We start from the raw sequence: 16,958 nt of genomic DNA, 5'->3' as shown, positions 1-16,958 counted from the left end.
GGCGGTATGCTGTCCTGTACGGCGCTCTTGCCTGCTTGCCTTGCAGGACTTTGAGCAGTAGCGAGCCCAGCCGCGCTTGCGGTCGGCTAGCCGCGCAATGAATGGCTGCTTGCACCACTGGCAAGCAAACTCTGCTGTGGCAGCCATGACGGCCTCCAGGTGGTGGTGGGTTACTCGGTGGGTGGGGTGAGGTGTGGCTGCCAGTGCGTCACGCGGTGCTCGAAGCGCGAGCCATCCCCGTAGCGCCAGTCAATGCCGTTCCAGTAGAGGAAGCGGGCGCCGTTGAAGGCGCTCTGTGCTTTTCGTGCTGGTGTGTAGGCGATAACCCAGGCCTTGCCGCCACCCTTGGGCAGTTGAGGCAGTCTGTCGCTGCACTTGATCCAGCCGCTCATGGCTCTTCTCCACGGCGCCGGCGCTCGGTTGCAATTTCCATGTCCAAATCATGTCGCTCCTCGCTGATCAGCTCAGCTACAGCACTTTCGATTTGGGCCATGGCCTGCTGATCGTCAGCGGCGCGGCGAATCATCACGCGCAGCAACTGAATGGCCGCATCAAGGAGTGTCGGGTAGACATGGGCCGAAAAGCCGCTGCCTGAAGGCTCCTGAACCATGACCTGGCCGGAAACGTTCATTCCGCTCATTGGGTGATCCTCAGGACCGCATTGGCCAGGAGCCAGGCGAAGGTGACCAAACCCACCGTGAAAGGTGGCCTGGCGCCTGCCAATGCGGTCGTATGTGAAGGGAAGGGGATGGGGGATGCATCGGGGTGTGATCTGGCCGGTGCTGCGTTCGTTCCGGCTTGCCGCATCAAAGGGCGGTGGTTAGATGAGTAGCCCTACGGAGCGTCGATGCACGAGAGTCGGGTAAGGAAAGTCGTGCAAAGCCCGTTGGGTCTTTCCCTGCGCATCAACCTGCGCATTCAGATCACACCCCGATGCAGCCTGCGATGGGGAGCAGGGCATCGGGCCGTCTTTCCGGCTGTCAGGGAATCAGTCAGCCAATTGCTGGCCGGGCGAGGAAGTCATTCAGCGCCTGCTGCTTGGCATCTTCGCCATCCAAGAAGCGGATCGCCCACGGCATCAACGTCTGAACCGTGCCGTCTGCCATCTCAACGATGGCGACGCTGTAGTTGCCTGGGCCGTTCTCGAACTCTTCGTGCTCGACGCCCCAGCCGTGGAACTTGCCTTCGGCCGCGTCTTCGAGCCTTGTGCGGCGGCCACGATCATCGTGCACTGCCGCCATGGTCATAACTGGTCGCATCTTCATTTCCTCCAGTGAATTCCCAAAGCACCCGGTCGCCCAGGTGCTTCAGTGAATCGTTCTGTATCGCCGCGACCCGCTACTGGCGTCGGTCGCTGGCTCATGTGCGCCTTGGTTACCACCTGGGCCTTGCCCAGTTCGCACTCTGTTGTCTGGTCACTCACCGCGCCGCCGGTTACCGGTGGGCACAGCTTGATTCCTCCCTACTACCGCCGGGGAAGGCGGGGCGCATTGCTTGCCAGGTCATTCACACGGTTAAGGCATTTCGCCTTCGTCAGCCGTACAGGGTTCTCCCTGTCGTGGGCAGCCTTTCGGGGCTGTCTGGCGCCGGTCGCCGGTAGAGGCAATGCGGTCTGTTGGTTGTTGCGCTGGATGTTAAAGAGCGGCGGCCCGGTTGAGGGTCTATGCAGGACCGGGTGAGTCGCTGCGTTGAGGTAAATTTATCTGCGCGATAAATGGCTGTCAATATCAATTTGATAAATTTATCTCCAGATGATGATCGGTCGTTTATCTGAGGTCTTTTCTCGGGACGAAAAAAAGCCCGCAAGAGGCGGGCTTGATTGATCGGGTGGATCTAGAACAGCGGCATGCTCATGCCGCCGGGGTTGACCTTCAGGCCTTTGACGAGCAGTCCGTTCTGAAAAAGGAACTGGTAGGCCTGATTGCCGGTGTACCCGCCGTAGCTGTTTTTGGCGTTCACGTTCACCGAGATGATGTACCCGGCATAGAGCGGGCGACCTTCAACGGCGCCACCCACGATGTAGCCTTTGCTCACCTGTGAAAACTGGTACTGAGCTGACATCGGGTCTTTAAGGGTGCCATTGAAATACTGCCTGACCCGCTCTTCGGCCTGGGCCTGGGGAATGGAGCTGCCGTAATCGGCGCTTGCGATATCTTGCGGGGTAGGCCCTGATGCGCAGCCTGCCATAAAGCAGAAGGCGGAGACGACGGCCAGTCGGCGGAGTAGAGAGAGCATAGGTTTCCCTTCCTAAATAAATCCCGATCATAACATCGAGCCATCGCCGGGAAGGATCAGAAGAACGACGCGCCCCAGAAGACTCGACCAATGATCGCGATGTCTTCGGCGATCAATTCATCAGCGGTGTATTCCTCGTCGGGGTGCTCATCGCGATTAAAGCTTCTCAGGCGTAGGCCGCCGCGCGCCGTGCGATAGAGCTGCTTCACCCGGACGTGGCCGGCGTGGTTCAGTGCGTACATTTTGCCGTCAACAACGTCCGCCACTTTGTTCTTAGAGCGATCCACTGCGACCGTGCCGCCGTTCTGTAGAACTGGCTCCATCGAGTTGCCTGAGATCGACACGCAAACTGCCTGGTCTGGCTGCACACCCATGTTGCGCACGGTGTACTTGCCGAAGCGTAGCTTTCTGGTGCCGCTCACCTCGATCACTGTTTTCCCGCCTCCTGCGGACAGCTCTACTTCTTTGAGGAAGGGGAGCTCGATTTCGTCATCGTCGAGCGGGGTGTCGTCAGCCCACTCATCAATACCTTCCGATTCGATAGAGGCGTTCGGCTCAATGAGACGCTTCGTCTGTTCGTGAGCTTGGTCCAGCCAGCCATGAGGAAGGCCTGCGGCAGCCTCAATCTTCCTGGCGAGCTTCGGTCCAAGATTACGCTTTGGATTTGGGGAGACGATCAGGCTGATAACTGACGGAGCTGTGCCGCAAGCCTCCGCAAATTCAGCCTGGGTCGGGTAGCGGGCTGCAAGGGCCCGCAGGTTTTCTCTGCGAATTGTGTTCGTATCCATGCGCGGATGATCCCTGCTTTTATCTCGCTGATAAATAATCGCCGCGATCAATCAATTCTTGCCTTAAAATTATCAGTGAGATAAATTTGGTTTATCTCCCGGAAAGGTGAAGAAGATGAAAACCCCCATCCCTGACATGCAGACCTGGCTTTCCAGTGCATCAGCAATGGAGCGCCAGCGTGTAGCCGATGAGTCGGGAATCTCGGTCGGCTATCTGTGGCTGATCGCTGGAGGCCATCGGAAGCCATCCGAAGACGTCGCCGCAAGCCTGCACAAGGCAACGGAAGGTCGCGTCTCGGCCTTCTCGTTTTTCCCGAAGCTCGCAGCCATTGCTGCAACTTCCGCTGAATCTGCTGCTTAACCAATTCACATCGCAAAGGTACCCCTGATGTCGTACTTCGAACCCGACCACTTGCACGACAAACCCACCAAGGTTCGTCTCGATGAGGCGGCTGATGACCTCCTGACCGCTATGGCCAGGTTTAAGCGGACCCAGAAAGCTGTGCTCGCACGGGAAATCCTGGAGCGCGGGCTCGACCAGATGATGCAAGAGCTTAACGCGAAGACTGACGTGGCCTGAAGTGGCCGAGGAGGCCCTGTGCCAGAAAGCAAAGAGCTGGGAGTCCAGCTCGACGGGAAGGGCAATTCGGATCTGGCGTATCTCGCCAGGCAGAAGGGCTTAACCCCTGAGCAACTGGCGGCACAAATCATCAATGAGGCTCTCAACCGGATGACGAGAACAGAGCCTGGCCGAAGCAATGTTCGGTCGTTTCGCAAGGGCTAATAAGCCCCTGAGGGACTCATGAGGAACTGCCGTTGAAAACACCAAAACCCAAACTGCAGACGCAAAAAAGCCGGTGGCTAGACCGGCTTCTTGTACTGCATTCGTAACACATGTGCGAGGCAATCATATATGCACCTTGGTAGCCAAATCAATACCGTGGCCCTCGCGCCACAAAATGCGAGCCACAATTTCGTGGCGCGCACAGTCAACCTGTTCAATTTCGAAGGGTTCGAAGTTCGCGTCGTACTCATCGAAGGAGAGCCTTGGTTCTCTGCCAGGGATGTGGCGGAAGGCCTGGGCTACTCCAACCCACAGAAAGCAGTGCGCGACCACTGCAAAAGCCCGCGTCCAGTAGGGGTGAACGATTCGTTCACCCTTGGGCCTTCGGCAAACATCATCCCTGAACGCGACGTTTACCGGCTGGTCATGCGCTCCAAGATGCCTCAAGCCGAACGCTTCGAGGAATGGGTGGTGGGCGAAGTTCTGCCTAGCATTCGCAAAACCGGTGGGTATAGCACGCCGGCCCAGCCCGCCGACCTCAGCAAGCTGGAAATCCTCCAGATGGCCCTGGAGTCGGAGAAAGCCCGCGTGCTGCTCACGGTACAGGTCGAGGCCCAGGCCAAGAAGATCGACCACTTGGAGAACCTGTTCAAGGAGGGCATGACCGCCACCCAGTTCTGCAAGGGCCTCAATGGGGTCAACGTCATGCAGATCGGCCACTACCTGGAAGGCCGCAGCTGGCTCTACAACGAGAGCAAGACCAGCACCCGCTGGCGCGTCGGCTCGTACGCCCGCGACAAGTACATGACCGAGCATCAGCAGGAGATCACCCCGCACGGCAGGGAGCCCTTCATCAGCTTCACGCCGATCCTGCTGCGCAAGGGCGCCGTTCGCCTGTACGAGCTGTACCTGGCCGGCCATCTGCCCATGAAGAAGAACTGGGACGGCCTGCACACCCACGACAAGGCTGTGCGGGGTGCAGCATGACTCCCGCATTCCACACCGAAGCGCACCGCGTTGCGCGCAAGCGTCACACCTGCACCGAATGCCATGGCCACATCGAGCCAGGGGAGCGCTACGAATACGTCTCGGGGCTATGGGAGGGCGACGTGTCAACCTACAAAACCTGCGGCCACTGCGAAGCAGCGCGTGACTTCTACGTCAACGATCTCAGTTCGACCGATTTCCGTGAGAGCGAGTGGGGAGCCTTCTGCTACGGCGATGTCTGCTGCGATCTGCAGGAGGCTGCGCACGACATGCCATCTGGCACCGGCCTTAAGTTCCGAGCGTACCGGCATGTCGTCGGTATGCGGCGACGTGGGAAGACAGCACGTGAAGAGCGGAATGCGGCCCTCATGCTGGTGTGCCAACAGAGGGAAGCTGCGTCCCTGGAGCGTGCCAAGTGAGCGTTCAATCCATGTCTTGGGCCCTGGAGCAGCGCGACATCGTAGACGCCACTGCGCGATACGTGCTTCTGGTCCTGGCCAACTACGCCGACAAGAACGGCCGAGGGGCTTTTCCGTCCTCCGCGAGCATCAGCGATGACACCGGCCTGTCCATCCGCACGGTGAAGTACAAGCTCGACCACCTGCTGGAGATCGGGGTGATTCGCCTTGGAAATCAGGCCATTGCCGGCGCCTATATCGACCGTCACGACCGGCGCCCGACCGTTTACGACCTGTGCGTAGAACGGGGTGCAACAGCTGCACCCGGTTCCGAACGGGGTGCAAATGACGACGCAGCGGGGTGCAGCTCACGACAGAACGGGGTGCAAACCACGACAGAACGGGGTGCAGGAGCTGCACCCAATCCATCAATTAACCATCAAGGAACCATCAAAGAACCGAAGGGGCCAGTCGCTGACGCTCCTGCGGCTTCGAAGAAGGCTCCCAAGTTCGACCCGTTGACTGCGAAGCCGGACAACGTCAGCGCCTCCGTTTGGGCGGACTGGTGCCAGCACCGTCGCGAGATCGGCAAGCGCCTGACCAAGACCACCTGTGACCGCCAAGCCAAGACCCTGGCCGGCCACCCCGCACCCGACGCCGTGATCAACCAGTCGATCAGCAACGGCTGGACTGGCCTGTTCCCGGAGAAGGTTCTGCCGGGCGCCGGGGCGCAGGGCCTCCGGCCAGTATCCGAACCTGACTTCAACGACTCAACCTGGGCCGAAGGGCTGATGGTGCGCACATGAAATCAGCAAACCAACTGATGGCGGTCATGCAGAACCGTCCGCCAGAGCTGCACGGCGGCCCCGTTGTGGTCTCTCTGGAGACCGCTGAGGTGGTTAACGGCCTGTTCAGGCGACTCCGGGGCATCTTCCCTGCTTGGCGCCAAGCCTGGCCATCCACAGAGGCTCTGGCGGCCGCCAAGGAAGAATGGATCAAGGAGTTCGCCGCCCAAGGCATCCGCACCATCGAGCAGATCGAGTTTGGCATCGAGAAGTGCCGCAAGCTCAAGAAGCCTTTCGCACCGAGCGTGGGCGAGTTCATCGCCATGTGCCAGCCGACGCCTGAGGATTTCGGCATGCCTGCACCTGCTGATGCATGGATTGAGGCGCTGATGGGCATCTACAGCCACGAGGGCGTGAAGATCGCCGCTGTGGCCACCGGCCTGTTCGATCTGCGCGCCGCCCAGCAAAGCGACAAGGGGCTGCAAGCGCGCTTCGACCGGGCCTACCAGATCGTCCTGCGCCGCGCCCAGGACGGCCAAGCACTCGACGGCAAGATCGCCACCGGCATCGGCCACGACAGCCAGAAGAGCGCCGCCGAGCTTGCCGAAGAGCATGCAAGGCAGAAGCAGGCCCGCCTGCTGGAGATCCAGCAGATCCCAACCACAGCCGCAGCCTGCCGTGCGCAGCTGATGGCCAAGTTGAACATCAAGCGCGCCGGGCAGCCGGCCGGGGAGGGGGTGTGAGTAAGCCAGATTGGAGTGATGCCCCGGAAAACATGAACTGGGTAGCTCAGGACGCTAATGGCCAATGGTGGTGGTACGAGAAGATGCCGAAGGTTGGTGCCTGCTCATGGCTATCCGGCGGCTGCGAAATAGAGCCCAGCGTTGAGGCGAAGCCCTCTCGTCATTGGCGGTCGTCCCTTGTAGGACGCCCGCGCTCGCAGGAGAAGCACTGATGGACACCAACAATATGCGCGAGCAGTTCGAGGCAGCATTCGTGGATCGGCAAGTGGGCGCCTTTGGCGAAGACTACCGATCCACAGCTGAGCACATGCTCAAGCGTGACGGCGACTTTGATGAGCCGCCCACTGCATACAAGCTGCACTGCCGAAGTCGCGGCATGTACGACACGTATTGGGTAGAGATGGCCTGGTGGGCCTGGCAGGCATCCCGCGCTGCTGTGGTGGTGGAGCTGCCCAAGGTAGTTGGTTTCGAGGGAGCGTATGACTCGCACCGCCATCATGAATTCGTCCCGAGCATGAGCGACGTTGAGGATGCGGACGAGATATTCGGGCTGTGCCGCAGAGTTGAGGCCAAGGAAGCGATCGAGGCCCAGGGCCTGAAGGTGGCGCCATGACCAAGGAGCGGATGGACTGGATCATTCAGATAGCGCTTTCCTCCCTTGAGCAATGGTACGTCACCTGGGATCTATTCAAACGGCACGGTGACGCCGAAGTGCGACGCCGGGCGCTGGCCGCCAAGACATTCGGCCTTGTATGGCATGACCGGCACCTGGAAAGGGGCATTGAGGTGTTCAGTGACTGACTTCGTGATGCACAGCATGGCGGACGTCAATCGTCTGCTGGGCCACCTGCAGGCCCAGGACTTCACCCGGCCCAAGAAGATCGTCATCAAGGATCAGGACCGCAGCGGCGAGCAGAACAAGAAGCTCCACGCCTGCCTGAGCGATATCGCCAAGCAGGTCGAGCACGCCGGCAAGAAGTGGGACGTTCTGATCTGGAAGCGACTCCTGACTGCCGCCTGGCTGCGTGAGGCGGGCGAGCAGCCCCAACTGATACCAGCGGTAGACGGTAACGGCTTCGACGTCGTGTACGAGCGCACCAGCCAGCTCAGCGTGAAGCAGTGCGCGAGTCTTCTGGAGTGGATCCAGGCTTTCGGCGCCGAGCACCAGGTGCGCTGGAGCCAGAAGGATCTGTGGGAGGGGCGTTACTGATGCTTGCGACCAAACAACCGCGCCCGAAGAAGTGCAAGAACCCTGCGTGCGGTGCCAGCTTCCCACCGCGCCGCCTGGGCCAGGCCGTCTGCAGCCCAGCCTGCGGCCTGGCCATCGCGCCGGTGAACCGTGACAAGGCCCGCAAGGCCATCGACCAGCGCGAGCGCCGCGAGGTCAAGGTGCGCAAGGAGAAGCTGAAGAGCCGCGGCGACTACATGCGCGAGGCCCAGGCCGAATTCAACACCTACATCCGCCTGCGCGACCAGCACCTGCCCTGCATCAGCTGCGACTCGCTCCCCAGCGACCACGACCTGATCACCGGCAGCCGCTGGGACGCCGGGCATTACCGGTCGGTGGGCGCGTGCCCGGAACTGCGCTTCGAGCCGCTCAACGTGCACCGCCAGTGTGTGAAGTGCAATCGAAACCTGTCCGGCAACGCGGTCGAGTACCGCATCCGGCTGGTTCAGCGCATCGGCGCTGACCGGGTGGCCTGGCTGGAAGGCCCTCATCAGGCCCGCAAGTACACCATCGACGACCTCAAGGCCATCAAGGCCGAGTACCGGGCAAAGATCAAACAGCTGAAGGAGGCTGCAGCATGACCACAGCATTGGCGTTTTTCATTCTGGCAGTGATGCTTGTGGCATCCGGCGCCGTGATTGCTTGGGGCGCCGCAGTCGCCCGTAAGCGCAGCTACGAAGAATTCATTTTGAGGAAATCCAAGCGGGCAGGGGGTGGGCAATGATCTATCGCGACGTTATCTCCGCAGTAATTCGTGCACTGGCATCCGAGACGATCAATAGCGCCGGCGGCTGCGACTACACGCCAAAAATCCAGGCCAGCAAGCTCAAAGGCGAGATCGTGGGTAAAGAGGCGGCTTTTCTCACTGATTGCTGGGTGTTTGGCAGGCTTCACTCTTGCCTGGAGCCTAAGCACTGGATGGTCTTGAACGCTTGCTACTCAACGCACATGGCATCGAAGGTCGGCGCTATCGGGCGGATCGTATCGCACGTGTCTTCGCCTGCTCCGCGCCTGTTCCTCACCAAAGCAGTTACAGCGTGGGCATATCCGCAGCTGGGTGGCGCTGAACGGGCTCCTGCGGAGAAGGTAACGCTTGAGGTGGATGAAGACGCTCCGGCCTGGAGAAAGGCGGCTGTGGCGAAATCCCAGAAGGCTATCAACGCCAAGCTCAAGCAGCGTCAGGAGGCGCCATGTGAAGGCGTCATCATCCTGCCAGCCCATAACTACGACATGAACACCTGGGACGTCGACGGGACGCCGGAGCGCACCAGGCGCGACTGGCGCAGGAAGATATTCAAGGGGCTGGATACGTTGGTGAATCAGGCGCTTCTGGAGGCTGGGGAGATTCTGGCCAAGGAGGGCGTTTTCTTCGATGAGCAAGATGTTGCATAGAGGGCCTTGACAGGGCCTGCCGGTTCGCCGAATATTCACCCATCCTGTCATTCCTGCGCGTTTAGGAGTGACCACAAAAGCCCGGCCACTGAGCCGGGTTTTTTATTGCCCGCAAAGAGGGCCTCAAGAGTCCCGGACGGGGCGGAGCAAATATGGACCCAACCGACCTTGGCCCAGGCACAGCTACCTGGCTGGGCGGAACGGGCACTGTATTGCTGGGTGGCTTCCTCTGGCTGCGCAAGTTCCTCTCCAAGGATGCCGCTGACCGCGCCATGGATAACGCCGACATCGGCACCGTGCGCCGGCTGAATGAGCTCCTCGACTCCGAGCGCGAGGCCCGCAAGCTTGCCGAGGCCCGCGCCGACCAGTTCGCCAAAGAGCGCAATGACCTGGCCGCAACCGTCGGCCGCATGGAAGGGAAGATTGAAGCCCTGACCAGTCAGGTTGCCAACCTCACAGAGCGGGTGACGTTGCAGAGCGACGAGATCGCCCGCCTGCGCATCAAGCTCGGAGGGACTACCTGATGGACAAGTGCGCAATCCAATTCATGGCTCGCCATTGGTGGCGTCGGGTGGAGGTGTGGTTCATCGCGATGCTGCTGGTCACCGGCGGGGTGTTCTTCGGCTTCCAGCTCGGGCAGTGGGCGCTGGCAGATTCCTACCGCCAGCAGGTCGCCGAGATCCGTGCCGCCTACGACGAGGCCACACTGCAGCGTGACCATCGCCTGGATGAGCTGACCCGGAAGACCAGCACGGCAGCCGAGAAGGCCACCAAGGCGGCGACTACCGCGACCAAGGCAGCCGACAAGGCTGATGAGGCCCTCAATCGGGTATCGCCGTAACCTTGCCGTTCTGACCATTCCTGCGAGCGCGGCACTCGGTCACGGCGAGCATGATCGCTGCAGTCAATCCCGGCATGAGGAAGGTGAATAGGATCGTGAGATCCCAGCTCATTGCCGCGCTGCATGGGAAGGCCCAGAAAGTGGCGACAATGACTGACGCGATAACTCGCCAGTCACGTGGGTGCCTGGGCTTGCTCGCCATTGCGGCTGCATAGGATTTCCAGCACCCCCATAGGCTCGGTACAGAGATGGCGATTATCGTCACTGGCAAGGCAATCTTATCCGTATAGACGATGGCTATGACCAAATAGATTAGTCCCCATATGAAGATCAGTGTCACAGGAGCGATTCCTACGATCGCACCGAGCGTGAGGGCAATACGAATCTTGGTTAGCTTGGTCATCCCGATCCCTGTGGGGTAATTCATTCGCGGATAGGATAAGTCCACCGCACCACGAAATCGACATGCGCCGTTTTGTGGCGCGGGAGTGAACATGGGTGAAGTAGTAGACATCGAGAGCAAGCAGCCGCATTTGGTTGTGCATGCCAGTGACGCCGCTCACGTCATTCCCCTATCCCTGCTGGATGATGTCGCGAAGGGCGCCAAGCCATCCGCCATCCTGACCGAGCCAGTGGTGCGGCGGATCATTGAAGAGTGGCTACAGCAGGTGACTGCATGAGCATGAAGATTGTTGAGCTCAAGCGCGAGGGGTGGCGCGACACCGCCAAGACACTGCGCAAGATTGCTGATGACCTGGACGCTGGCGAGCATCCCGAATGCACCGTAGGCGCCTTGACGCTGATCGGAGCGAAGGGAGAGGTGACCGTGTTCGGTCTTGGCCCGAAATGCGATGACCTGCAGTGCTTGGGCGCAATGCGCCTGGGCGAGCAGAAGCTGATTGATGTGTTGCTGGACGGCGGGGAAGGGTAGGTGTGCCGCAGGTTAGCGCGGCACTGGCGGGTCACTTCAATTTCAGGGCTTCTTGGATCATGTCTGCATAGTCAGAGAGCTTGCTCATCTGGTCTCTCATGCTGAATTTAGGATTCCCGCTGCTTGCATATAGCGCAATGACCTCAAGTGCCGCCGCTACAGCGTAAGCCCTAGCGGTTTTGGGTGTTTTATCGGTGTCATTTTTGCTTGCGCCGATTACTGATTCGGTAACGCTACTCATGGGTGTTCCCTCACTTTTTGGGATTTTACAAATACCGGCAATCAGCCATCAATGCAATGAGAGAAAGCTGAATGACAACCAAGCAACCCGACTGGGAGGCGATCGAAAGCGCCAACCAATCAGGTTCGACTGTTTGCCTATTGGACGATCTGCTGGAATAGGCATGGCCCTACAGGCTGTCCGTAGGCCGCGCACCCTGCGTAGATGTCTGCTAACCCTTGAACAAAGCTACCAGCAATAAGACCCAGCACTGCGGCAATGACGACATATGCCCAAACGCGGTCAGAAGGCATTGGCTGACGCTTCATCCACAAGTCCATGCATCGCGCCCCGTAGAAGAGGAAGTAGAGAGCGATCATTGCAGCTACGCCGGCAGCGGAGTAGGCGCCAAAAGTAAAAATACTCAGGGGTTTCAAAAATTCCATGCACATCTCCTTTTGTTAAGTGCCTGTCGATTGAATCACCACGCGCACGCAGGCGCTATTCAACATGGTGCAGTTACTACTTGCACCGGTGGAGACCAGCAGGATGAACAGGCCATTACCGACGATAGATTTGCTCGACTCAGTGTGGCTCACGCTCCAGCCAGCATCTGATGTATGGGGGTGGATACAGCGCGAGATCCTGGCCGAGACCGGCAGCATCCACAACGAAGACCACGCTCACCTGATCGACGCCAACATCGGCGTGCTTTGGGCATCCTCTGGATTCACCAAGAAGGGAAGGGTGGTGCTAGGCCAGGCCGAGCAGGTCATGTTCCGCGCCGGTGGCTGGCAGAAGGCTCGCCAAGAGCAGCAGATTCGGGACTGGTTCGGCGATGTGCCGGAATACCTGATCACCCTTGCCGCTGACTACTGCGCACAATGCACCGACGCGGAGTTCTGCGCCCTGGTCGAGCACGAGCTTTACCACATAGCCCAGGCGACCGATCAGTACGGCGCGCCCAAGTTCACCCAAGAAGGTCTCCCTAAGTTACAGATGCGCGGGCACGACGTTGAAGAGTTCGTCGGTGTGGTTCGCCGCTATGGAGCAGGGGAAGACGTTCAGCAGCTGATTGAAGCTGCAAGCCGGCCGCCTGAGGTGGCCAAGATCAACATTTCGAGGGCCTGCGGAACCTGTCTGCTCAAGTCTGCCTGACCTTTGACAGACCTAAGACGGAATTGAACCTATGGCGGCCCTGAGCAACGAGGTGAAAGCCTTTATCGTTCAGGCCCTGGCCTGTTTCGATACCCCAGCACAGGTGGCGACCTCTGTCCGAGAAGAATTCGGCATAGAGGTGAGCCGCCAGCAGTGCGAGTCCCATGACCCGACCAAGAGTGCAGGTCGAGACTTGGCCAAGCGCTGGCGGATCCTGTTCGAAGACACGCGCAAGCGGTTCCGTGAAGAGACATCTGAGATCCCGATTGCCAACCGGGCATTCCGGCTCCGAGCGCTGGGAAGGATGGCCGAGAAGGCTGAGTCCATGAAGAATATGGCCCTGACTGCCCAATTGCTGGAGCAGGCGGCCAAAGAGGTCGGCGATGTTTACGTGAATCGCCAGACCAAGAACGAAAACCCCCACGACAACGTGCCGCCCACTCGGGTGCAGGTAGACGTGGTGGATGCGAGGAAGCCTGATGCCGTCACTTAACGTGCCCCAGGCTAACTTCCTCCGGATGGAGAACAAGTTCCGTGGCTTCGTGGCTGGGTTTGGCTCGGGCAAGACCTGGGTAGGCTGCGCCGCGCTGTGCAAGCACGTGTGGGAGTGGCCTCGGATCGACTCCGGCTACTTCGCCCCTACCTACCCGCAGATCCGCGACATCTTCTTCCCGACGATCGAGGAGGTCGCCTTCGACTGGGGCCTGAAGGTCAAGACGAAGGAGAGCGACAAAGAGGTCGAGTTCTACAGCGGCGGTCAGTACCGCAGCACGACCATCTGCCGCTCGATGGAGAAGCCGCAAACCATCGTGGGTTTCAAGATCGGGCACGCTCTGGTCGACGAGCTCGATGTTCTGCCAGCGCTGAAGGCCGAGCACGCCTGGCGCAAGATCATTGCCCGGATGCGCTACAACGTGCCCGGGCTGAAGAACGGCGTTGATGTGACCACCACCCCCGAGGGATTCAAGTTCGTCTATCAGCAGTTCGTGAAGCAGCTGCGCGAGAAGCCAGCCCTACAGGGCATGTACGGCTTGGTACAGGCCAGCACGTTCGACAACGAGCTGAACCTGCCCCCGGACTACATCCCGTCGCTGATGGAGTCATACCCGGCCCAGCTGATCCTGGCGTACCTGAATGGCCAGTTCGTCAACCTGAACGCGGGCTCGATCTACCACGCCTACGACCGGAAGCTGAATTCCTGTTTCGACACGGTCGAGCCGGGCGAGCCCTTGTTCATCGGCATGGACTTCAACGTCGGCAAGATGGCTGCGATCACGCACGTGAAGCGCGCAGACGGCAAACCCAGGGCGGTTGATGAGTTGATCGATGGCTTTGATACCCCTGACATGATCCGGCGCATCAAGGAGCGCTACTGGCGGCACAACGGCAAGGACTTCGAGAAAACCTGCGAAATCAGGATCTACCCGGATGCCTCGGGCGGCTCCCGTAAGTCGGTCAATGCCAGCGAGACCGATATCGCAATCCTTCGCCAGGCCGGCTTCGGCGTGATCGCTCCCGACGCCAACCCGCCAGTGAAAGACCGCATCAACGCCATGAACGCGATGTTCTGCAACGCGAATGGCGAGCGTCGCTACCTGATCAATCCGCTGCGCTGCCCGACCTATGCGGATGGCTTGGAGCAGCAGGTGTGGGCAGCCAACGGCGAGCCCGACAAGAAATCCGGCGTGGACCACGCGAACGACGCTGGCGGCTACTTCATCCACCACGACTACCCGATCAGCAGGCCGGTCACTCACGTGCCGATCTCGTTCACTTTCTGAGGCCATCCATGCCTAATTTCCTCCCCCGGGCAGAGTACTCGGAGGCCTTGCCCGGCTGGCAGCTGGTCAAGCGCTGCGTGGCTGGCGCCCGAGAGGTGCGCAAGCACGATATCTATCTGCCGATGCCGGACCCGGAGAACAAATCACCGGAGAACCATGCGCGGTACAAGCAGTACAAGAAGCGGGCGATGTTCCTGAACATTACCGGGCGCACGCGCACCGGCCTGCTGGGTGCGGTGTTCCGCAAGACTGCCGAGCTACAGTTGCCTGCTGGGGTCGAGTACCTCAAGGAAAACGCCAGCGGCGACGGCACGAGCTTGGAACAGCTTTCGAAGGAAGCGGTAGGCGAATGCCTGGATGCCGGCCGTGGTGGGTTCCTGGTGGACTTCCCGGCAGTTGAGGGCGTTTCCTCGATGGCCGACATGAAAGGCCGAAGCGCGCTGATTCACCACTACGGTGCCGAGTCGATCATCGACTGGAACGAGCAGGTGATTGATGGCGTGAAGCGTCTTGTCTATGTCTGCTTGCTGGAGAGCGTGTCCGAGTTCAGTGCAGAGAGCCTGGAGCGGACCATGGGCACCCAGTTCCGAGTGCTGCTGCTGGTTGATGGCCGCTACGTCCAGCGCGTTTATACCGAAGACGGCAATTCCTACACCGAGGTCGCGCCTCTCGACAAGAACGGCCGCCCCTTTGATCACATCCTGTTCAGCTTCTACGGCGCCCAGAACAACGACGCCAGCGTCGACAAGTCGCCCCTGGAAGACCTGGCCGACGTCAACATCCTGCACTACGGTAACAGCGCCACGGTGGAGGAGAGCGGGTTTATCAGCAGCCAGCCTACCCTGTTCATTACGACCGACATCAGCGCAGATGAGTTCGCCAAGCTGAACCCGAACGGCATGCATATCGGCTCGACTCGCGGCTACAACCTCGGGAAGAGCGGTACCGCAAACCTAGTCCAGGCAACCGAGAGCCAGCTGGCTCGGACGCTGCTGAAGGACAAGGAAGAGCAGATGCTGATGATCGGCGCTCGCATCGTCCAGAAGGCGGGCGGCGCTGAGACTGCTGAGGCCGTGCGCATCCGCTACAGCTCCGACAACAGCGTGCTGGGAACTATCGCCGGCAACGTTTCTGAGGCCCTGAAGCGGGCCATCCTTGACGCTGAGCGCTTCATGATTGGCGATCCGGACGAGGCCGGGACGGTCTTCTGGCTCAACCAATCGTTCTTCGACGAGACCATGACCGCCCAGGACATCCTGGCTCAGATCCAGTTGTGGCAGCAGGGCTTCATCGCCAAGAAGGACGTGCGGGTCAACCTGCGCCAAGGCGGTGTGCTCGAGGCAGACCGCAGCGACGAGAAGATCGACGAAGAGATCGCCCAGCAGCCGCCGGTGACCGGCAACGATAACCCTGAGGAGCAGTAGCGATGTACCTGAAGCGCTTCTACCGAAACAGCGACGGATCGAGCGGATGGCGTATCACCGATGTAGGTGCCGAGGTGATCATCAAATCCACTCGATGCGAGGTCCTGAACGAGGAATCGGTCGTCGTGGCGAACGTGCCTTTCGATGACACCGAGATCGTGGTTCTGGCAGATGGCGGGGGTCGAGTAATCCACCACATCAAAGGCCCGCGGCAGTGAGCAGTGACGGCTACTTGTCCGACGCAGCGACTCGCCACCAGGTGCACGTGCAGCGCTACGCCGGCGGCAGCCTCAAGCGCCTGGCCAAGTTCATCACCAAGGCCATTGGCACCGCCAAATCGCGCGTATCGGAAGGGTTGAGCCGATACGGAACCCAACGGTACGAGAAGCAGATCCAAGAGCTGCAGGGCGATCTGTCGGGCGTCTACGGCGAGATGAAACAGCAGGCTGTGCTCGACCTTGCCGAATTTGGAGGCTATGAGGCCGAATTCAACATGACCCTGCTGGGCAAGGTCGTGAAGGCGGTCGTGCAACTGAACAGACCGAGCATCGTGCAGGTTGCCGCGGCGGCGCTGGCTGACCCTTTCGACTTGGAGGTCGGCAAGAGCCGGCAGCGCATCAGCATCAATGGTGCGCTCGACCAGTACGGCACCAAGAAGAGCGCTGAGATCATCAGCGAGATCCGAATGGGTTCCGCGCTGGGTGAGACGTCCGACCAGATCGCACGCCGCCTGACCTCTTTGGGGATCCAGCAGCGCGATCAGGCTCAGGCCCTGGTCAACACCATGACCAACCACATCGCTACCACTGCGCGCGTCGAAGTGCTCAAGGAAAACGACGACATCCTCAAGGGGATGCGCCGGATCGCCACCCTGGACAGTCGGACCACGCTGTTCTGCATGAGCATCGACCAGACAGTTATCCCACTGGACGGGCCGAAGCCGCCGTATCACTGGCGGTGCCGGACCACGCTCATCCCGGTGCTGAAAGACGAGTTCGCCCGTGAGATTCCCGGATCAACCCGGCCTTCTATCGGTCCCGATGGTGTCGAGCAGGTGAGCAGCAAGACCAGCTACAGCGAGTGGCTGGCCAGGCAGCCGGCGGCGTTCCAGTCGGATGTGCTCGGCCCCGAGCGCTACAAGCTGTTCAGCAAGGGCGAGCTGTCCATCGACCGGTTCGTGGACGACGACGGCAAGACCCTGACTCTCAAGCAGCTGCGCGAACGTGAGCCGATGGCTTTCGAGAGGGCCGGAATGTGACGCCA

The 16,958-nt window shown here is 60.1% G+C and carries 30 protein-coding genes; 22 read left to right on the top strand and 8 right to left on the bottom strand.

The window, feature by feature from the left end; translation table 11 throughout:
- Positions 1-170 precede the first annotated feature (170 nt).
- From JZZ72_RS18165 to JZZ72_RS18145, 5 genes are all read right to left on the bottom strand, one after another.
- Positions 171-392, bottom strand: a complete 222-nt coding sequence (locus JZZ72_RS18165) for a DUF551 domain-containing protein (RefSeq protein WP_053867829.1) — start codon at positions 390-392, stop codon at positions 171-173.
- Entirely contained in the window at positions 389-640 is a 252-nt protein-coding gene (locus JZZ72_RS18160; RefSeq protein ID WP_236066292.1) for a hypothetical protein, read from the bottom strand. The genes JZZ72_RS18165 and JZZ72_RS18160 overlap by 4 nt, the downstream gene beginning before the upstream one ends.
- Before the next feature lie 352 nt (positions 641-992).
- Positions 993-1,259, bottom strand: coding sequence for a hypothetical protein (locus JZZ72_RS18155; protein WP_210014828.1), 267 nt, complete (start codon positions 1,257-1,259; stop codon positions 993-995).
- Between the two features lie 574 nt (positions 1,260-1,833).
- Entirely contained in the window at positions 1,834-2,235 is a 402-nt protein-coding gene (locus tag JZZ72_RS18150; RefSeq protein ID WP_210014827.1) for a hypothetical protein, read from the bottom strand.
- A 56-nt stretch (positions 2,236-2,291) separates the two neighbouring features.
- On the bottom strand, positions 2,292-3,074 hold the full coding sequence (locus tag JZZ72_RS18145; RefSeq protein WP_236066291.1) for a S24 family peptidase: 783 nt from the start codon (positions 3,072-3,074) through the stop codon (positions 2,292-2,294).
- Between the two features lie 64 nt (positions 3,075-3,138).
- On the opposite strand from JZZ72_RS18145, the gene JZZ72_RS18140 reads away from it, so the two are divergent.
- The 14 genes from JZZ72_RS18140 to JZZ72_RS18075 all read left to right on the top strand — a co-directional run bounded on the left by JZZ72_RS18140 (position 3,139) and on the right by JZZ72_RS18075 (position 10,181).
- Positions 3,139-3,384, top strand: a complete 246-nt coding sequence (locus JZZ72_RS18140) for a hypothetical protein (protein WP_210014826.1) — start codon at positions 3,139-3,141, stop codon at positions 3,382-3,384.
- 27 nt (positions 3,385-3,411) lie between these two features.
- Positions 3,412-3,603 carry a hypothetical protein gene (locus JZZ72_RS18135; RefSeq protein ID WP_210014825.1) on the top strand — a complete coding sequence of 64 codons (192 nt, stop codon included), beginning with the start codon at positions 3,412-3,414 and terminating at the stop codon, positions 3,601-3,603.
- A gap of 333 nt (positions 3,604-3,936) precedes the next feature.
- A complete protein-coding gene (locus JZZ72_RS18130) occupies positions 3,937-4,794 on the top strand; it encodes a BRO-N domain-containing protein (protein ID WP_210014824.1) in 858 nt (285 codons plus the stop codon).
- Entirely contained in the window at positions 4,791-5,213 is a 423-nt protein-coding gene (locus JZZ72_RS18125) for a hypothetical protein (RefSeq protein WP_210014823.1), read from the top strand. The genes JZZ72_RS18130 and JZZ72_RS18125 overlap by 4 nt, the downstream gene beginning before the upstream one ends.
- On the top strand, positions 5,210-5,998 hold the full coding sequence (locus tag JZZ72_RS18120; protein WP_210014822.1) for a helix-turn-helix domain-containing protein: 789 nt from the start codon (positions 5,210-5,212) through the stop codon (positions 5,996-5,998). Before JZZ72_RS18125 ends, JZZ72_RS18120 begins: the two co-directional genes overlap by 4 nt.
- A complete protein-coding gene (locus JZZ72_RS18115; RefSeq protein WP_210014821.1) occupies positions 5,995-6,720 on the top strand; it encodes a replication protein P in 726 nt (241 codons plus the stop codon). The genes JZZ72_RS18120 and JZZ72_RS18115 overlap by 4 nt, the downstream gene beginning before the upstream one ends.
- Positions 6,721-6,931: 211 nt before the next feature.
- Entirely contained in the window at positions 6,932-7,333 is a 402-nt protein-coding gene (locus tag JZZ72_RS18110; protein WP_210014820.1) for a hypothetical protein, read from the top strand.
- Positions 7,330-7,521, top strand: a complete 192-nt coding sequence (locus tag JZZ72_RS18105) for a hypothetical protein (protein WP_210014819.1) — start codon at positions 7,330-7,332, stop codon at positions 7,519-7,521. The genes JZZ72_RS18110 and JZZ72_RS18105 overlap by 4 nt, the downstream gene beginning before the upstream one ends.
- Complete coding sequence (locus JZZ72_RS18100; RefSeq protein WP_210014818.1) at positions 7,514-7,930, top strand: recombination protein NinB; 417 nt, start codon at positions 7,514-7,516, stop codon at positions 7,928-7,930. Before JZZ72_RS18105 ends, JZZ72_RS18100 begins: the two co-directional genes overlap by 8 nt.
- Positions 7,930-8,529: a recombination protein NinG gene (locus tag JZZ72_RS18095; protein ID WP_210014817.1), complete on the top strand. Its 600-nt coding sequence runs from the start codon at positions 7,930-7,932 to the stop codon at positions 8,527-8,529. The genes JZZ72_RS18100 and JZZ72_RS18095 overlap by 1 nt, the downstream gene beginning before the upstream one ends.
- Positions 8,526-8,672: a hypothetical protein gene (locus JZZ72_RS18090; protein WP_177346314.1), complete on the top strand. Its 147-nt coding sequence runs from the start codon at positions 8,526-8,528 to the stop codon at positions 8,670-8,672. Before JZZ72_RS18095 ends, JZZ72_RS18090 begins: the two co-directional genes overlap by 4 nt.
- On the top strand, positions 8,669-9,340 hold the full coding sequence (locus JZZ72_RS18085; protein ID WP_210014816.1) for a hypothetical protein: 672 nt from the start codon (positions 8,669-8,671) through the stop codon (positions 9,338-9,340). Before JZZ72_RS18090 ends, JZZ72_RS18085 begins: the two co-directional genes overlap by 4 nt.
- A gap of 152 nt (positions 9,341-9,492) precedes the next feature.
- Positions 9,493-9,864, top strand: coding sequence for a hypothetical protein (locus JZZ72_RS18080; protein WP_054915223.1), 372 nt, complete (start codon positions 9,493-9,495; stop codon positions 9,862-9,864).
- Complete coding sequence (locus JZZ72_RS18075) at positions 9,864-10,181, top strand: hypothetical protein (RefSeq protein ID WP_054915222.1); 318 nt, start codon at positions 9,864-9,866, stop codon at positions 10,179-10,181. The genes JZZ72_RS18080 and JZZ72_RS18075 overlap by 1 nt, the downstream gene beginning before the upstream one ends.
- On the opposite strand, the gene JZZ72_RS18070 is transcribed toward JZZ72_RS18075, so the two are convergent.
- A complete protein-coding gene (locus tag JZZ72_RS18070) occupies positions 10,162-10,584 on the bottom strand; it encodes a hypothetical protein (RefSeq protein WP_088514742.1) in 423 nt (140 codons plus the stop codon). The genes JZZ72_RS18075 and JZZ72_RS18070 overlap by 20 nt on opposite strands.
- Before the next feature lie 91 nt (positions 10,585-10,675).
- Between JZZ72_RS18070 and JZZ72_RS18065 the strand changes: the two genes are divergently transcribed.
- Both JZZ72_RS18065 and JZZ72_RS18060 read left to right on the top strand, forming a co-directional pair.
- The gene (locus JZZ72_RS18065; RefSeq protein WP_210014815.1) at positions 10,676-10,861 is read left to right on the top strand and encodes a hypothetical protein; all 186 of its coding nucleotides are present in this window, start codon (positions 10,676-10,678) and stop codon (positions 10,859-10,861) included.
- Complete coding sequence (locus JZZ72_RS18060; RefSeq protein WP_210014814.1) at positions 10,858-11,112, top strand: hypothetical protein; 255 nt, start codon at positions 10,858-10,860, stop codon at positions 11,110-11,112. Before JZZ72_RS18065 ends, JZZ72_RS18060 begins: the two co-directional genes overlap by 4 nt.
- A gap of 31 nt (positions 11,113-11,143) precedes the next feature.
- Here the strand turns inward: JZZ72_RS18060 and JZZ72_RS18055 are convergent, their stop codons facing one another.
- Together JZZ72_RS18055 and JZZ72_RS18050 are read right to left on the bottom strand one after the other, a co-directional pair.
- Entirely contained in the window at positions 11,144-11,353 is a 210-nt protein-coding gene (locus JZZ72_RS18055; RefSeq protein ID WP_213085958.1) for a hypothetical protein, read from the bottom strand.
- Between the two features lie 137 nt (positions 11,354-11,490).
- On the bottom strand, positions 11,491-11,778 hold the full coding sequence (locus JZZ72_RS18050) for a hypothetical protein (protein WP_078479687.1): 288 nt from the start codon (positions 11,776-11,778) through the stop codon (positions 11,491-11,493).
- Between the two features lie 103 nt (positions 11,779-11,881).
- Here JZZ72_RS18050 and JZZ72_RS18045 point away from each other — a divergent pair, with 103 nt between their 5' ends.
- Genes JZZ72_RS18045 through JZZ72_RS18020 form a run of 6 tightly spaced genes read left to right on the top strand, consistent with a single transcriptional unit; the run spans position 11,882 to position 16,953 of the window.
- Entirely contained in the window at positions 11,882-12,490 is a 609-nt protein-coding gene (locus JZZ72_RS18045) for a putative metallopeptidase (RefSeq protein ID WP_078479722.1), read from the top strand.
- Positions 12,491-12,521: 31 nt separating this feature from the next.
- The gene (locus tag JZZ72_RS18040; RefSeq protein WP_078479688.1) at positions 12,522-12,983 is read left to right on the top strand and encodes a DUF2280 domain-containing protein; all 462 of its coding nucleotides are present in this window, start codon (positions 12,522-12,524) and stop codon (positions 12,981-12,983) included.
- The gene (locus JZZ72_RS18035) at positions 12,970-14,271 is read left to right on the top strand and encodes a terminase large subunit domain-containing protein (protein WP_078479689.1); all 1,302 of its coding nucleotides are present in this window, start codon (positions 12,970-12,972) and stop codon (positions 14,269-14,271) included. Before JZZ72_RS18040 ends, JZZ72_RS18035 begins: the two co-directional genes overlap by 14 nt.
- Positions 14,272-14,279: 8 nt before the next feature.
- Entirely contained in the window at positions 14,280-15,695 is a 1,416-nt protein-coding gene (locus JZZ72_RS18030) for a DUF4055 domain-containing protein (RefSeq protein ID WP_210014813.1), read from the top strand.
- A 2-nt stretch (positions 15,696-15,697) separates the two neighbouring features.
- Positions 15,698-15,913, top strand: a complete 216-nt coding sequence (locus JZZ72_RS18025) for a hypothetical protein (RefSeq protein WP_210014812.1) — start codon at positions 15,698-15,700, stop codon at positions 15,911-15,913.
- Positions 15,910-16,953 carry a structural protein gene (locus JZZ72_RS18020; protein ID WP_210014811.1) on the top strand — a complete coding sequence of 348 codons (1,044 nt, stop codon included), beginning with the start codon at positions 15,910-15,912 and terminating at the stop codon, positions 16,951-16,953. The genes JZZ72_RS18025 and JZZ72_RS18020 overlap by 4 nt, the downstream gene beginning before the upstream one ends.
- Positions 16,954-16,958 lie beyond the last annotated feature (5 nt).

Source organism: Pseudomonas palmensis, assembly GCF_017848315.1.
GTDB lineage: Bacteria > Pseudomonadota > Gammaproteobacteria > Pseudomonadales > Pseudomonadaceae > Aquipseudomonas > Aquipseudomonas palmensis.
Note: the sequence above shows the minus strand (reverse complement) of the source record. Positions and strands in the feature narration are given on the sequence as shown.

Bases quoted from the DNA above. Each gene is read 5' to 3' on its own strand.
- JZZ72_RS18165 (WP_053867829.1), bottom strand. From the start codon at position 392: ATGAGCGGCTGGATCAAGTGCAGCGACAGACTGCCTCAACTGCCCAAG.
- JZZ72_RS18160 (WP_236066292.1), bottom strand. From the start codon at position 640: ATGAGCGGAATGAACGTTTCCGGCCAGGTCATGGTTCAGGAGCCTTCA.
- JZZ72_RS18155 (WP_210014828.1), bottom strand. From the start codon at position 1,259: ATGCGACCAGTTATGACCATGGCGGCAGTGCACGATGATCGTGGCCGC.
- JZZ72_RS18150 (WP_210014827.1), bottom strand. From the start codon at position 2,235: ATGCTCTCTCTACTCCGCCGACTGGCCGTCGTCTCCGCCTTCTGCTTT.
- JZZ72_RS18140 (WP_210014826.1), top strand. From the start codon at position 3,139: ATGAAAACCCCCATCCCTGACATGCAGACCTGGCTTTCCAGTGCATCA.
- JZZ72_RS18135 (WP_210014825.1), top strand. From the start codon at position 3,412: ATGTCGTACTTCGAACCCGACCACTTGCACGACAAACCCACCAAGGTT.
- JZZ72_RS18130 (WP_210014824.1), top strand. From the start codon at position 3,937: ATGCACCTTGGTAGCCAAATCAATACCGTGGCCCTCGCGCCACAAAAT.
- JZZ72_RS18125 (WP_210014823.1), top strand. From the start codon at position 4,791: ATGACTCCCGCATTCCACACCGAAGCGCACCGCGTTGCGCGCAAGCGT.
- JZZ72_RS18115 (WP_210014821.1), top strand. From the start codon at position 5,995: ATGAAATCAGCAAACCAACTGATGGCGGTCATGCAGAACCGTCCGCCA.
- JZZ72_RS18110 (WP_210014820.1), top strand. From the start codon at position 6,932: ATGGACACCAACAATATGCGCGAGCAGTTCGAGGCAGCATTCGTGGAT.
- JZZ72_RS18105 (WP_210014819.1), top strand. From the start codon at position 7,330: ATGACCAAGGAGCGGATGGACTGGATCATTCAGATAGCGCTTTCCTCC.
- JZZ72_RS18095 (WP_210014817.1), top strand. From the start codon at position 7,930: ATGCTTGCGACCAAACAACCGCGCCCGAAGAAGTGCAAGAACCCTGCG.
- JZZ72_RS18090 (WP_177346314.1), top strand. From the start codon at position 8,526: ATGACCACAGCATTGGCGTTTTTCATTCTGGCAGTGATGCTTGTGGCA.
- JZZ72_RS18085 (WP_210014816.1), top strand. From the start codon at position 8,669: ATGATCTATCGCGACGTTATCTCCGCAGTAATTCGTGCACTGGCATCC.
- JZZ72_RS18080 (WP_054915223.1), top strand. From the start codon at position 9,493: ATGGACCCAACCGACCTTGGCCCAGGCACAGCTACCTGGCTGGGCGGA.
- JZZ72_RS18075 (WP_054915222.1), top strand. From the start codon at position 9,864: ATGGACAAGTGCGCAATCCAATTCATGGCTCGCCATTGGTGGCGTCGG.
- JZZ72_RS18070 (WP_088514742.1), bottom strand. From the start codon at position 10,584: ATGACCAAGCTAACCAAGATTCGTATTGCCCTCACGCTCGGTGCGATC.
- JZZ72_RS18065 (WP_210014815.1), top strand. From the start codon at position 10,676: ATGGGTGAAGTAGTAGACATCGAGAGCAAGCAGCCGCATTTGGTTGTG.
- JZZ72_RS18060 (WP_210014814.1), top strand. From the start codon at position 10,858: ATGAGCATGAAGATTGTTGAGCTCAAGCGCGAGGGGTGGCGCGACACC.
- JZZ72_RS18055 (WP_213085958.1), bottom strand. From the start codon at position 11,353: ATGAGTAGCGTTACCGAATCAGTAATCGGCGCAAGCAAAAATGACACC.
- JZZ72_RS18050 (WP_078479687.1), bottom strand. From the start codon at position 11,778: ATGGAATTTTTGAAACCCCTGAGTATTTTTACTTTTGGCGCCTACTCC.
- JZZ72_RS18045 (WP_078479722.1), top strand. From the start codon at position 11,882: ATGAACAGGCCATTACCGACGATAGATTTGCTCGACTCAGTGTGGCTC.
- JZZ72_RS18040 (WP_078479688.1), top strand. From the start codon at position 12,522: ATGGCGGCCCTGAGCAACGAGGTGAAAGCCTTTATCGTTCAGGCCCTG.
- JZZ72_RS18035 (WP_078479689.1), top strand. From the start codon at position 12,970: ATGCCGTCACTTAACGTGCCCCAGGCTAACTTCCTCCGGATGGAGAAC.
- JZZ72_RS18030 (WP_210014813.1), top strand. From the start codon at position 14,280: ATGCCTAATTTCCTCCCCCGGGCAGAGTACTCGGAGGCCTTGCCCGGC.
- JZZ72_RS18025 (WP_210014812.1), top strand. From the start codon at position 15,698: ATGTACCTGAAGCGCTTCTACCGAAACAGCGACGGATCGAGCGGATGG.